Annotated in this window: 14 protein-coding genes and 1 pseudogene; 11 read left to right on the top strand and 4 right to left on the bottom strand. The window is 32.3% G+C overall.

From position 1 onward, the window contains the following. Positions 1 to 40 precede the first annotated feature (40 nt). The gene (locus ACUN28_RS17745) at positions 41 to 2,272 is read left to right on the top strand and encodes an MMPL family transporter (protein ID WP_016087926.1); all 2,232 of its coding nucleotides are present in this window, start codon (positions 41 to 43) and stop codon (positions 2,270 to 2,272) included. 56 nt (positions 2,273 to 2,328) lie between these two features. Here ACUN28_RS17745 and ACUN28_RS17740 read toward each other — a convergent pair. Both ACUN28_RS17740 and ACUN28_RS17735 read right to left on the bottom strand, forming a co-directional pair. Further along, positions 2,329 to 3,686, bottom strand: a protein-coding gene (locus tag ACUN28_RS17740; RefSeq protein ID WP_154214473.1) for an IS3 family transposase whose coding sequence is annotated in 2 segments (ribosomal slippage) — positions 2,329 to 3,230 and positions 3,230 to 3,686 — 1,359 coding nt in all. Because the reading frame shifts where the segments join, the coding sequence is not laid out codon by codon here. Between the two features lie 80 nt (positions 3,687 to 3,766). Next, positions 3,767 to 3,949, bottom strand: coding sequence for a DUF4021 domain-containing protein (locus ACUN28_RS17735; protein ID WP_016087924.1), 183 nt, complete (start codon positions 3,947 to 3,949; stop codon positions 3,767 to 3,769). Between the two features lie 198 nt (positions 3,950 to 4,147). Here ACUN28_RS17735 and catA point away from each other — a divergent pair, with 198 nt between their 5' ends. From catA to ACUN28_RS17710, 5 genes are all read left to right on the top strand, one after another. Next, positions 4,148 to 4,792: a type A chloramphenicol O-acetyltransferase gene (gene catA / locus ACUN28_RS17730; protein ID WP_016087923.1), complete on the top strand. Its 645-nt coding sequence runs from the start codon at positions 4,148 to 4,150 to the stop codon at positions 4,790 to 4,792. A 207-nt stretch (positions 4,793 to 4,999) separates the two neighbouring features. Beyond that, positions 5,000 to 5,524 carry a GNAT family N-acetyltransferase gene (locus ACUN28_RS17725; RefSeq protein ID WP_016087922.1) on the top strand — a complete coding sequence of 175 codons (525 nt, stop codon included), beginning with the start codon at positions 5,000 to 5,002 and terminating at the stop codon, positions 5,522 to 5,524. 55 nt (positions 5,525 to 5,579) lie between these two features. After that, complete coding sequence (locus ACUN28_RS17720; RefSeq protein WP_016087921.1) at positions 5,580 to 6,506, top strand: GNAT family N-acetyltransferase; 927 nt, start codon at positions 5,580 to 5,582, stop codon at positions 6,504 to 6,506. Positions 6,507 to 6,667: 161 nt separating this feature from the next. Beyond that, positions 6,668 to 7,180, top strand: a complete 513-nt coding sequence (locus ACUN28_RS17715; RefSeq protein WP_016087920.1) for a GNAT family N-acetyltransferase — start codon at positions 6,668 to 6,670, stop codon at positions 7,178 to 7,180. Positions 7,181 to 7,514: 334 nt separating this feature from the next. After that, the gene (locus tag ACUN28_RS17710; protein WP_016087919.1) at positions 7,515 to 8,423 is read left to right on the top strand and encodes a DUF2935 domain-containing protein; all 909 of its coding nucleotides are present in this window, start codon (positions 7,515 to 7,517) and stop codon (positions 8,421 to 8,423) included. A 36-nt stretch (positions 8,424 to 8,459) separates the two neighbouring features. On the opposite strand, the gene ACUN28_RS17705 is transcribed toward ACUN28_RS17710, so the two are convergent. Next, complete coding sequence (locus tag ACUN28_RS17705; RefSeq protein ID WP_016087918.1) at positions 8,460 to 9,347, bottom strand: DMT family transporter; 888 nt, start codon at positions 9,345 to 9,347, stop codon at positions 8,460 to 8,462. Between the two features lie 138 nt (positions 9,348 to 9,485). On the opposite strand from ACUN28_RS17705, the gene ACUN28_RS17700 reads away from it, so the two are divergent. From ACUN28_RS17700 to ACUN28_RS17680, 5 genes and pseudogenes are all read left to right on the top strand, one after another. Beyond that, positions 9,486 to 10,079, top strand: a complete 594-nt coding sequence (locus ACUN28_RS17700; protein WP_307845686.1) for a helix-turn-helix domain-containing protein — start codon at positions 9,486 to 9,488, stop codon at positions 10,077 to 10,079. 34 nt (positions 10,080 to 10,113) lie between these two features. Then, positions 10,114 to 11,061: pseudogene (locus ACUN28_RS17695) on the top strand (hypothetical protein). A 170-nt stretch (positions 11,062 to 11,231) separates the two neighbouring features. After that, entirely contained in the window at positions 11,232 to 11,381 is a 150-nt protein-coding gene (locus tag ACUN28_RS17690; protein ID WP_016087914.1) for an aspartyl-phosphate phosphatase Spo0E family protein, read from the top strand. A 114-nt stretch (positions 11,382 to 11,495) separates the two neighbouring features. After that, positions 11,496 to 12,224, top strand: a complete 729-nt coding sequence (locus ACUN28_RS17685) for an alpha/beta fold hydrolase (protein WP_016087913.1) — start codon at positions 11,496 to 11,498, stop codon at positions 12,222 to 12,224. Between the two features lie 60 nt (positions 12,225 to 12,284). Then, positions 12,285 to 13,685 (top strand): protoporphyrinogen oxidase, encoded by a 1,401-nt coding sequence (locus tag ACUN28_RS17680; protein WP_016087912.1) that lies wholly within the window; start codon positions 12,285 to 12,287, stop codon positions 13,683 to 13,685. 167 nt (positions 13,686 to 13,852) lie between these two features. Here ACUN28_RS17680 and ACUN28_RS17675 read toward each other — a convergent pair whose 3' ends face one another. Then, entirely contained in the window at positions 13,853 to 14,401 is a 549-nt protein-coding gene (locus ACUN28_RS17675) for a hypothetical protein (protein ID WP_016087911.1), read from the bottom strand. Positions 14,402 to 14,542: the final 141 nt, after the last annotated feature.

Raw genomic sequence — 14,542 nt, 5'->3', positions numbered from 1 at the left:
TATAATTAATAGTGGAGGAAAAAAGGAAGGTGGGTTTTTTATGAAAAAGCACCCGTTACATATGCTAGGGAGGCTTGTAGCAGGGAAGAATACGCAATGGATAACTTTATCGGTTTGGATTCTTATTACATTAGTACTTTCATTTACGTTGCCACAAGTAAATAGCACGAAAGAACCGAATCCGAAAAATTTACCTGAAACAGCTATGTCGCAGCAAGCGGAAGCAATGATGAAAAAAGAATTCCCTAATAATGCAGGGAATCCGTTGCTTGTAGTATGGCATAGAGATGGTGGATTACAGTCACAGGATTATAAACTCATACAAGACGTTTATAAAGAATTAAAGGCTAGTCCTTTAAAGGAACAATCAACGTTACCACCATTTGATACAATACCGGAACAAGTATTATCAAAAAGTGCATCAAAAGATGGTACATCATTTGTCACACCAGTATTTTTTAATAAATCAGCTGGTACAGATATATTAAAAGGAAATCTTGAAGATTTAAGAAAGATAGTAAATAGTAAAGTGGATGAAGATCCATTCAAACAAAAAATAAGTGACTCTGGTTTACATGTCCGATTGTCTGGACCTGTAGGTATTCAAACGGATGCAGTTAGTTTATTTAGTCAAGCAGATGTGAAATTATTAGTGGCTACGGTATTACTAGTATTGGTTTTATTAATTTTACTGTACCGTTCACCAATTTTAGCAATTTTACCTATACTTGTTGTGGGATTTGCATATGGTATTATTAGTCCTACACTTGGTTTTTTAGCTGATCATGGATGGATTAAAGTAGATGCCCAAGCGATTTCAATCATGACAGTATTATTGTTTGGTGCTGGAACGGACTATTGTCTATTTTTAATTTCGAGATATAGAGAGTACTTACTAGAGGAAGAAAGTAAATATAAAGCATTGCAACTTGCGATTAAAGCATCTGGCGGGGCAATTATAATGAGTGCATTAACGGTAGTACTTGGATTAGGAACATTATTACTTGCTCATTATGGTGCCTTTCATCGATTTGCAGTACCATTTAGTGTTGCTGTATTCATAATGGGAATCGCTGCTTTAACAATTCTTCCTGCATTTTTATTAATTTTCGGTAGAGCTGCATTCTTCCCGTTTATACCGAGAACAACTTCAATGAATGAAGAATTTGCAAAAAAGAAAAAGAAAGTAGTAAAAGTTAAAAAATCAAAAGGCGCCTTTAGTAAAAAACTTGGAGATATTGTAGTAAGAAGACCGTGGACAATAATTATGCTAACTGTGTTTGTATTAGGCGGATTGGCTTCATTCGTACCACGTATACAATACACATATGACCTATTAGAATCGTTTCCAAAAGATATGCCTTCACGCGAAGGGTTTACGTTAATTAGTGATCATTTTTCAGCTGGTGAACTAGCACCAGTAAAAGTTGTTGTTGATACGAAAGGAAAAGAGCTTCCTATTAAACAAGAACTAGAGAAATTTTCTTTTGTAAATACAGTGAAAGAGCCAAAAGAGGGAAAAGAAAATAAGCAAATACAAATGTATGAAGTTTCTTTAGCGGAAAATCCATACTCAATTGAAGCGTTAGATCAAATCCCTAAATTGAAAAGTAGTGCAGAAAAAGTATTAAAGGGTGCTGGGATTAGTAATGTTGAAGATCAATTGTGGATTGGCGGAGAAACGGCGTCATTATATGATACAAAGCAAATTACAGAACGTGATGAAGCAGTTATTATTCCAGTAATGATTAGTATTATAGCTTTATTATTACTTGTTTACTTACGATCTATTGTCGCGATGATTTATTTAATTGTAACTGTTGTTTTATCATTCTTCTCGGCACTAGGAGCAGGATGGATATTACTTCATTTCGGTATGGGGGCTCCAGCGATACAAGGGGCGATACCGTTATACGCATTCGTATTTTTAGTAGCATTAGGTGAAGATTATAATATCTTTATGGTTTCTGAAATATGGAAAAACAGAAAGACGCAAAATCACCTGGATGCTGTAAAAAATGGCGTTATACAAACAGGTAGTGTCATTACATCAGCAGGTTTAATTTTAGCAGGAACATTTGCGGTGTTAGGTACACTTCCAATTCAAGTTCTTGTTCAATTTGGTATTGTAACAGCAATTGGTGTATTACTAGATACCTTTATTGTTAGACCATTACTTGTACCAGCAATCACAGTTGTTTTAGGAAGGTTTGCTTTTTGGCCAGGGAAACTTTCGAGAAAGAGTGAAGAGATACAAAAAGTGGATGCATAGTTAAGAAAGCCAAGGATATTTGAAGTGACCCCTAAAAGTTAGGCACGGTTAGTTCATTAGGCAGCTTGATAAAAGTGAGTCCGGTATTGTACCGGACTCATTTTTAATTTTGCCTTTATCCGTTTGGTATTATAATAATCTATATATTTTTCTAATTCTATTTCGAAATGCTCTACACTTTCAAACTCTTTTATGTAGAGAAATTCAGACTTCATGATTCCAAAGAAATTCTCCATTACTGCGTTGTCGTAACAGTTGCCTTTACGAGACATACTTTGTAGGATACCTCTTTCTTGTAATGCGTGACGGTACTGTTTCATTTGATAATGCCAACCTTGATCTGAATGCATCAATAGTTGGTGACTTTCAGGTAAACATTCTAATGCTGTCTCTAACATTTCTGAAACAAGTGAGTATGTTGGTCTAGAGCCAATTGTATAAGTAATGATTTCACCATTATACAAATCCAATACAGGGGATACATAAAGTTTCTCACCGAATAATTTAAATTCCGTAATATCGGTTACCCATTTTTCATTTGGCGCATCTGCCGTAAAATTACGCTCTAAAATATGGGGTGCAATTTTACCAACCGTTCCTTTATAAGATTTATATTTTTTCATACGTACAAGGCATTTTAAACCTAACTCTTTCATAATTCGTTGCACCTTTTTATGATTCACTATTTGATTACGGTTGGCTAATTCATCACGGATACGACGATATCCATAACGACCTTCGTGTTCATCATAAATCGCTTTAATTTCTACTTTTAAATCCGCATCTGGATCGATTCTATCCATTTGTTTTACATAAAAGTAATATGTGCTTCGAGGGATACCCGCTAACTTTACTAATTCTTTCACTTGAAACTCATGCCTTAATTCATAGACTACTTGTGCCTTATCTTGTTTGGTGATTTTTCCTTGTTTTGAACTAAGGCATTCAACTTTTTTAAATACGCGTTTTCCATACGTAAGCGTTCTAATTCAGCTTGTAACGCTTCAACTGAACCTTCTGCCGGAATTTTTTTCGTATCCTGTTTTGTGTTTTTATTTTTCATGGATGGACGCCCCTTTTTCTTTGGTTCAAGGGCATCTAAGCCACCTAATTCAAATTGCTTCTTCCATTGATAAACCGTTGTAAAAGAAGGAATCATGAATATAGCCGCTGTATCCATTAACGATATACCCGATTGAGCCATAAAATTTAGTACGTTTAGTTTAAACTCTACGGTGTAATTTGTATAGACCTCGTGTAAACCTTCTTCTCCATGGAGTTCGTATAAGCGCAACCAGTATTGAAATTGCGCCTTTGTAATATGCATCTGTTTTGCATATTCTGCTTGAGAAATTGTTTTTGGATTAAATCCTTGAACGAGCTTTAACCTTGAATCCTTCGTAAATTTTGTCATAAAAAAACTGCACCTCCAATTGTTAGACTGTGTCTAACAATTGGGGTGCAGTTCAATTTCCCTTGGCTTTTTCCATTTAATTAATCTTTTGAAGTCAAATCATCAGTTACAGCATGATTAGCATCTTCAATAGCTGTTTCTGGCATTCCATATAAGCCGTTCATTGCTTGTTCTTCTACATTAAGGTTTGCAGTATTATTATTTTGAATAAGTGTAGCGTTTTCAGTAACATTTTCTTTTTTATTTTCATTTTTGTTATTCATGTATGCATCCTCCAAACATCAGTTGATTTATTAATAGTATGTGGTTGGATTCCAAGAAATATGTGAATGGATTTTTGCAGATGTTATATAATTAAATAAAGCTTGAAGATAGATTTAAACTGTAAGGAGTGAACAGGTATGGTGAAAACAAGAAAGTTAGCCTTCTAAAATAAAATAAAATTTTAGGAGGCTATTAAAATGAGATTTCATATAATTGACAGAGAAAATTGGAATAGAGAGCAGTATTTTGAACATTATTTAAAGTTGAAATGTACGTTTAGTATGACTGTGAATGTTGATATCACGATGTTATTAGAGGAATTACATCAAAAGGGAATAAAATTTTATCCCGTTTTTATTTATTTAATTTCTAAAGTAGTAAATAATCATAAAGAATTTCGAACATGTTTTAACGATGAAGGAGTTTTAGGCTATTGGGAGGAAATGACACCAAGTTATACAATCTTCCATAAAGATGATAAGTCTTTTTCAAGTATATGGACGGATTATTCAAGTGATTTCCACATTTTCTATAAAAATTATGAAGAAGATATGAGATGCTATGCTAATGTTCATGGTCTCTTCACGAAAGAGAATATTCCGCCAAATGTTTTTCCGATCTCTAGCATACCTTGGACTAGTTTTACTGGATTTAATCTTAATATTAATAATGATGCTGATTTTCTATTACCAATTATAACTTGCGGGAAATATTTTAATGAAGAAAATAAGGTTATGCTACCAGTTTCATTGCAAGTACACCATTCGGTTTGTGATGGATATCATGCGAGTCGATTTATAGAAGATTTACAGGAGTTAAGTAATAGTTGCAACCTTAAGTAATATCTAATTTTTAATTATACACAATTGAAAATGAATAAAAGAAGAGAACATGTTTATATTGCATGGTCTCTTTTTTTTCATTACTACTAAGTAACAGTGGAAAATATAGATTGATTTGTAGTTTAATAGTAAAGAGAGTTGTTGATTTAATTTTCTTTATTTTGTGATTTATTAAGGCTATAAATGTTTTAATAGGGGGGAAGTAAAGTGAAATTCGTAAGTATTGAAAAAGATGAGATCCTAATTGAGAATATGGCAAAATTGTATTGTAAAGCATTTGAGAAAACAAATTTCAATGAAATAATCGAAAGAATGAAAAGACATATAGAATATACAGATTTTAAAGGTATAGTAGCAATAAATGATGAAAATGAAGTAGTTGGTTTTACTTATGGTTATCGCTCAATGGAGGGACAGTACTATAATCAATTAATGAGAGCAGCGTTAAATCTAGAGCAAGTAGACGAGTGGTTACAAGATTGTTTTGAATTTGTAGAGTTAGCAGTTCACCCACAATATCAAAATGAAGGTCTTGGAACGAACTTACATAATGAATTACTAGAAGGGATTTCAAATAGAACGAGTGTTTTAACAACACAAATCAACAATGAAAAAGCACGTTCGTTATATGAAAGGTTGGATTGGGTAAATATATTGGAGCCATTTCATCCAAGTAAAAATGATGTTCCATATGTAATAATGGGGAAAGCATTAAAAGCAAAAGTGAATTGATAATTATGTTATTTAAAAAAGTTGTCGGTTTGTAACAATGGAGGGGAAAACAAAAATGACGATAATATCTATAGAAAAATCTACAATTTTGGATGCTGAGAAATTAACAGAAATAATGAAAAAAACATTTGATGCAGAAGCAAAACAATGGTTATACGGCCAAGATGATGTTATTGACTATAACATCCAACCACCAGGATATTCTTCAGTTGAAATGATGAAATATTCCATCGAAGAATTGGATTCTTTCAAAATTGTAATGGATAAAGAAATAGTCGGAGGAATAATAGTTACGATTTCTGGTAAGTCGTACGGTCGAATTGATCGTATTTTTGTAGATCCTGTGTATCAAGGAAAAGGAATTGGATCACATGTTATTAAATTAATAGAAAAAGAATATCCGAACATAAAGATTTGGGATCTCGAAACATCTAGTAGACAAATTAATAATCACCATTTTTATAAAAAAATGGGCTATGAAATAATTTTTAAATCGGAAGATGAGTATTGTTACGCAAAAAGAATAAATTCAGCCTCAACCGAAGATATATTAGTTGAAAATGAAGATTTGAAAAATTATCAATACGAAAACTGTAATTTAGCAAATACAGAGTATTATCAAGTAAATTTTAAAAAAAGTTTATTTGTTAATAGCAATATAATGAATATTAATATAAGCAATTGTAATGTAAGTCAATCAAAGTTTAGAAATATAAATTTTAGAAGTTCTTCTTATTCAGATTTAAATCTTTCTGGCAGTAAATTTAATTTGGTGACTTTAGGTGGAGTTCAATTTAAAGGTACAAGTCTTGGAGATGAGAAGGAACCTATTTTATTCGATAACTGTGATTTGGAAGGTAGTACAGTACGTAATAGTAATTTGAAAAATATTGAAATAGAAAATTGTGATGTAACCGGTATGAAAATAAATGGTATTCCAATTGAAAATATGCTTGAGTTATATAATAAGGTGAAAAGTTAACTTGCAATAATTAAGTGAGGTTTAGTAGGTTAGTTGTTTATAAAATAAACATTATACCGAAATAATTGTGTAAAAATAACACAAAGAAATACGGATAAAAGGGATTTAATGAAGGGATCTAGAATATTCAATGTACTGTTATGAATATGGAGGGGCGAAAGATGGGGATCACAGTTAGAGCAGTAGAAATACAAGATGCTAGAGCAATTCATCGCATTTGTATACAGGAGGATGTTTTACCTTATATGGTTTTTTTACCTAGCATGCGTGTAGACGCTATGGAAAATAGAATTCGAAACTTAGCACCAAATCAATTTGAATTTGTTGCAGAGTATGATGGAGAAGTAGTAGGTTTTGTTGGCTTAACACAAAGTCCAGGAAGAAGATCACATTCAGGTGATTTATTTATCGGCGTAGACAGTGAATATCATAATAAAGGTATTGGTAAAGCACTTCTTACAAAAATGCTTGATTTGGCAGATAATTGGTTAATGCTAGAAAGAGTGGAACTTGGTGTATTAGAAACGAATCCGAAAGCGAAAGCTCTATATGAAAAATTTGGATTTATAGAAGAAGGAATAAAGATAGGGAATTTAAAAGCTCATGGAAAGTTTATAAATGAAATTATGATGAGTCGTTTTAGACCTGATGGTTTAATCTTACACGATAAATAAATATATTGGATTAATATAAAAAAGCATGGTGAATTGTCGCCATGCTTTTTATGTTATAAGAAGTACGAGCAACTATTAATAGTACAAACGTTAGGCATTATCTTAGAATGAAATGCATATTACTTAATAGAATTTATTTCAGGAAGAAAAATTAAAATGAGTTGGATTTTTATACTTTGTACTGAATTAGCCAAAAGTAGCTTCAGATGATATTATGCATTGGTTTAAATTTATAACACCTTGAAAAACTCACTATATCATATAAGTAAATTTGAATTATATATATTTCTATACGTAGCATATGAATGCATTCAAGGAATAAGGAGTGATTGGATTGTCGACAGAGCAACCTATTCCTGGACATTTTGTAATGGATGAACAGCGTGCTATGTTGTTGCCACCAGAATTAAAGGGGGCTCCATCTGAATCCTTAACTGAGCAATTATTTATTGAACGATCTTTAACAGAAAATAGATTTTGGTTACGTATAATGAAAGAGCATGCTTTATTTCTTGGCGAAGGATTTAATCGTAACGATAAAAATTTAATTCAGCAGGTAGATCAATTTTATAATTTGTTTGATAGACATTTGCAAAAAGCGTTTACGATTCCGCAAACGGTTCAAGCGGTTAGGCAATTAAATGAAGAAAGTATTCAGCTTGTATACGCTTTTCGTAATTATAAAAGAAATTTACTTATTTTAATTATTAATTGTAAGGTGAAAGGTTTTAATTTTCCTCTTTTAGTAGATCATGTTGCTCGTGAAGCGGAATATTTTATGCGCACACTTCAAAAGTTTAATGAGGGGAAAATGGATCCTATCCAAGATGCGATTATAAGTGAGAATGTGTTTTGGTTACGGATTATGATGGAGCATTCCCGTTTTATTGCCTCGTTATTGGATCAATCGGAGAGAAACCTAGTTCATACAGCATTGAAGTTCGGGGATGATTTTGAAGTGTTATTAAACCAAGCTAGAGATGTTGAATCTATGCTATACAAAAAAGAACCGACCTATCCGATTATTGGGAAAATGAATAAAGATAGTGAAAACGCCACAGTGGAGTTAAGGAATTTCAAAAAAGCAGGATTAGAACTAATTCAAACGTGCCAAATTCGAAATGTCATTAATCCTCTTTTGGCTGATCACGTTACAAGAGAAGCGGAACATTTCCTTTTTATGATTCATGTTTTAGAACAAAGATTGAAACTAAAACAGATGGAGCAATCAACACAGCAATAAAAAGCATGACAAATCAATGTCATGCTTTTTTATTTGTTAGTTGTGATTCGGTAGTTTTGGTTGTAATAAAAATAATGCTAAACCAATAAAAATAACTGTAATACCTAGTCCTTGTTGTAAAGAAATGGTCTCATTTAAAATAAAGTACGCTAGTATACAAGTTCCAATCGTTTCTCCTAAAATGCTCATAGAGATTACAGTAGCACTCATCCATTTTAATAACCAATTAAAAATTGTTTGTCCTAAAATCGTTGCAATAAACGCTAATCCAATAAAGCACACCCAAGTTTGTGTAGAGTAGTGAATGAAAGATTCGTGTTGCATGTAAGCAAACATACCAAGAAAACAGGCACTACTTCCATAACTAATTACCGAATACGATATAAGTGATAAATCTTTACGAACATGTTGACTAATGAAAAAGTAACAGGTAATAATTCCTGCCGCAATAAGCGCTAAAATATCCCCGTATAAAGCTTCTCCGCTAATTTGCAAGTCTTGCCATCCAATGACGATACTTCCTGAAATAGCGATGAGGCAACCGATAACCGCTCCTTTCGTAAACCGCTCCTTGAATAAAAAATGACCACCAATCATTGAGAATAAAGGTTGTAATGTTACGATAACTGTGGAGCTTGCTACAGAAGTATATTGTAACGATTCAAACCATAGTACATAATGTGCAGCTAATAATAGCCCGGATATGAATCCGAATCCCCATTGTCTTCTTGTTACTGTTTTTAGCTCGTTTCGATTATTTTTATTAAATAGTAATAACGGTAACAGAATCAGTGTAGCAAAGAATAAACGGTAAAAAGCAATGATAGCCGCAGGAGCATCTGCCAATTTTACAAAAATTGCTGAAGTTGATAGGGCGAATACGCCGAAAAATAAGATGCAATATGAAAGAATAGGTGATTTCACAGTTTGTCCCTCCGATATAATGTTAATTATAATGAACTAAGTACGATATAATGTACAAAGGTAAGTATATAAGTCCCAGAGACGATAGGAAAGGATTATTTGCCTTTGTTTAGTATGTCAGCACAAAGACAATGAAACATGCAATATGATGGACGAAAGGAAGTTTTTACTATGATACATGATAGACTCGGACAAACTGTATTAAGTTATCGTAAGAAAAATAATATGACAATTCGTGAATTTGCTGATTATGCAGGGATTAGTACTTCACTAATTAGTCAAATTGAACGAGGATATGCGAATCCTTCTTTAAGCGTATTGGAATTAATTGCGAAAGCATTAAATGTACCGCTATTTACACTTTTTATTAATGAGATTGATACAGATTCACTCATTTCTAAGAAAAAAGATCGAAAAAAAGTATATCGGGAAAACAATGATCACATTGTATATGATGTATTAACACCCGATTTCATGAAAGCACGTATTGAGATGCTAATGATGGATTTAAATAAACAGGCAAACACAACGGAAAGTCACTATTCACATGAAGATAAAGAAGAGATTGCTGTTGTCATGAAAGGAGAAGTGTATGTGGAGTTAGAAGGAAAAGAATATTTTTTAGAAGAAGGTGATGTTGTACGTATTCCGCCAAATGTGAAACATCGTTTTTTGAATAAAAGTGATGAATCCAATCATATTTTATTTGTATTGACGCCATCTTTAGGATGAGTATAAAGTGATTTTTATTACGGGGGATAAAAACATGGAAAATAAAACTGTTTTAAAAGGTGGCCTTTCAATTATTTCTCAATGTAAAAAAGAAACAAATGATATTTGGCATGCACATTTCGGAGCAGCTGCAATTGCTAGTTATTTTTTCATGAAAGATAACAATGTGGGAGAAGAAATAATTCGTAGTATGTATTCTTAAATAAAAATGATGTTGAACAAGAAAAACTTAGGTGAAATCATCGATAATAAAAAAGAAATTGATTTTCAAAGTGCTGAAAAAATGATTCTAAAATCATTGGAACATACAATTGATGAACTTCATTGGGTCGGACATAATGTCATTTATGCTGCATTAAGTTTATTAGCTATGAAAGAGTTACAAAAATGGGGCGATAATCAAGCAATTGAAGGGATTACTAACCTTATATTATCGTTTCAAAAAACAATTCCTGGCAGATCGTGGATTGGTTTTACGACGAAGGAAGTAAAAAAATTAAGTATAAAAGATGAGATAGAAAGTGAATTAAGAAATCCGAAGCAATTATCTAAATTTATTTTAAACGAGCTCTCGCAATTTAATATTATTTATAGAGCGGAATCGCACCATGATTTAATAGGTCATTTACTTACTTTTTCTCATGCAATTAATATTATGTATGACTTAGGGCATAGAGATATATTCCATCGAGGGGTACGTCCACTGTTAAAACTAGTATACGTGTTACGTGCTAGTCAAAATCTTCCGCCAAATGCTGAAATAACTATACACTCACCGATAGATTGTTTACCTTTAATCGAAACTAATCGTGCTCATGTATTACCAACAGAAAAACAATTTTGGCTAAAAGACTATAGTGCATTTGATTGGGATTTCGGACATGTCTTTAAATTCTCATATAGTTATTTTGATCATATAAAGAGAGCTCCAGAATATAAAGATATAACACTAGAGAAATTTCGATTTGTTATTAAAACGTAATGAAGTCTAACGATCGGTATAAAGAAGCTAAATTTAAAATTTCTTTGTTGATAGTATATTATTTTTAAAAATATGTAAGATTTTGCATACGCATTTCACTTTTACTAATTATGTAAATAGGCTATACTAAAATACATACATTTTAGTATTGGAGAGAGAAGTAAAACGACATGGAATTAGTGAAATTGGAAAAAGCAATTGAAATAAAGAAAGAAGAACTTTTATTTTTAGTATCGGATTATGGAATTCAACATGAAAAAGTATTGGCTTTAAGTCAAGAAATAGACAAATTGATTAATTACTTTATGTTTTTAAAATAGGAAGAACTATGACATGATGTGAAAGTGTTATAGTTCTTTTTTATTTGGAAATTCAGATGTAAATTCTATATACTAATAATTGATAGAATATTCCGTTTTGAAGGAGGGGGAAATATGAAATTATATACGCACATTTCAGGCGAAGGGGAACCAATCGTACTTTTACATTCTGGTGGTATGACAGGTTTAGTAGAATATGAAGAGCAGGTAGCATTTTTTCGAGAACTAAATTATCAAGTCATTCGCCCTGATTTAAGAGGGCATGGAAGATCAGGAGGGACATTGGAGAAATATTTCCTACGTTCTGTAAGGGATTTACATGATACGTTAGAGCATTTACAAATTGATAGATGTCATATAGCTGGTGTTTCGCTAGGAGGATTAGTTGCTTTATTATTTGCAAAAAAATATCCAGATAAAGTGAGAACATTAACTTTTTCAGGTATCTTTCCGCTTAAGAGAGAAAATTGGGAGGAGTCTCAGGAGTATGAAGCAAATTGTCATCGACAATTAATGGGGAATGAAGAAGTTGTAACCTATATGAATCAAATTCATGAAAAAAGTGATTGGAAAGCATTGCTTGAATCGTGGCAAGTTAAAGAATGGTACCCATTTGATGAAACTGGTGACGTAGCGAATCTTCAAATACCTACACTTTGTATTGCTGGGGGAGATTCAGAAGATGAAGTTATAGCTGCTACAACGTTCAAACAATTAAACGACAATATCCATATCGCCGTTATTCCGTTTGCCGGTCATTTAGTGCATAATGATCAACCGGGAATATATTCGAATATATTGTCTAAATTCTTACAGAATGCGCAAGCTGCTAGTCGAATATAAGGACTTTTGGGTATAATAATAAAGGAATTATTAATTGTACCGGTTAGGAGCGCAGCATATATGAAAACAGTTGTTGTTATTGGTGGAGGTATAACGGGACTTTCTACTATGTTTTATTTAGAAAAATTAACAAAGGATAATAATATTGATTTAAATTTAATTCTTGTAGAAAAAGAAGAGTACTTAGGTGGTAAAATCCGTAGTGTAGAAGAAAAGGATTTTATTATGGAATCAGGAGCGGATTCTATCGTTGCTCGTAATGAGCATGTTATGCCGCTCATAAAAGATTTAAATCTAGAAGAAGAAATGGTATATAACGAAACGGGTATTTCTTATATATATTCTGATAATACTTTACATCCAATTCCTTCTGATACTATATTTGGGATACCGATGAGTGTTGAATCGTTATTTAGCAGTACACTAGTATCAACGAAAGGGAAAATTGTTGCTTTAAAAGATTACATAACGAAAAATAAAGAGTTTACGAAAGATACATCACTTGCTGTATTTTTAGAAAGCTTCTTAGGGAAAGAGTTAGTGGAACGACAAATTGCACCTGTACTCTCAGGTGTATATTCTGGTAAATTGAATGAGCTTACGATGGCATCTACATTACCATATTTACTGGAGTATAAAAATAAATATGGAAGTATTATTAAAGGTTTTGAAGAGAATAAAAAACAATTTCAATCAGCAGGAAACAAAAAATTCGTATCATTTAAAGGTGGACTATCTACAGTTATTGATCGCTTAGAAGAAATGCTGAATGAAACCGTCATAAAAAAAGGTGTTGTAACGACAGGTGTAAGTAGACAAGTCGACCGATATGAGGTTACTTTTGCAAATCATGAAACAATACAAGCTGATTATGTTGTATTAGCAGCTCCGCATGATATCGCACAAACTTTATTACAGTCCAATGAGTTAAACGAGCAGTTTCATACATTTAAAAATTCATCACTTATAAGTATTTACTTAGGTTTTGATATACTAGACGAACAACTACCAGCTGACGGTACAGGGTTTATCGTAACGGAAAATAGTGATTTACATTGTGACGCTTGTACATGGACAAGTCGAAAGTGGAAACATACATCTGGTAAACAAAAGCTTTTAGTAAGAATGTTTTATAAAAGTACAAACTCTATATATGAAACGATTAAAAATTATAGTGAAGAAGAATTAGTACGAGTAGCATTATATGATATTGAAAAGAGTCTCGGAATTAAAGGGAAACCAGAAGTAGTTGAAGTTACAAATTGGAAAGATTTAATGCCGAAATATCATTTAGAACATAACCAAGCGGTTCAAACATTACAAGAAAAAATGACGAATCTTTATCCTAATGTATATTTAGCGGGTGCTTCCTATTACGGTGTCGGAATTGGTGCGTGTATTGGAAATGGAAAGAACACTGCAAATGAAATCATTGCAACATTAAATGAATCGTCAAACTAATATAGAATACATATATAAATAAAATGTCCCTCCAGTATAATGAAGGGACATTTTATTTATATTTATCCCGCTATTTGCGGGCAGTAAGACCCCCATCTCAAAATACAGCAGAAGCAAAGAAGTTAGGTAGGGGATCAACCGTTCGTAAAAGCCTGATTAGTTGAACTTTATCTCACTTGAATTGAGACCTTTTTATTTGTTGTATTATTCTCGGTAATCGTTAATGTTATGTTTCCGGATTCTTTAAATGAATATGATGAGAGTTGATAAAGCTCTTTTATATTATGTTTCTCTTTTAATTTATTGGTAGGAATTAATGTTATGTTCGGTTTCCATGTTTCTTGTTTACCTGAAGGATAGATTACTAGTATTTCTGGATTATTTAATTGCATTGCTTCCCAAGAGGCAAAATGTAGTTCAACTTCTGTATCTTTTTTTAGTAATTCTTCTGAGAAATATCCAAGCTGTCCAACATTACCGAAAACAGTAAAGTTTTGATTTTGCAATGTGATATCTAAATGTTTAGGTTGATATGTTGCTGCGTGATAGATTCCATATGAAAGAGAAAGAGTGGCAGAAATTAACATGCCGATTGAAAATGTCTTAAAGCTATTGCCTGTAAAACTAGTCATCATGAATGAGTTTGGAGCGAATTTTTTTGCAAATAAAAAAATGAGTAATATGAGTAAGAGGGATAAGCCGATGAATATATACATAGAAAATATACACCTCCACAATAAAATAATTAATTATCTATATTTCACCATAAATGTATGGAGTAGGGTGTTATTTTAGAAGGGAAAAGTGAGCATGGAATCGAAATGATAAGACATATTATTTTGAGTGGTGCGGTGAAA

Source organism: Bacillus sp. WC2507 (genome assembly GCF_052656125.1).
The sequence above is the reverse complement of the archived record's forward strand: the minus strand, read 5'-3'. Positions and strand labels throughout refer to the sequence as shown.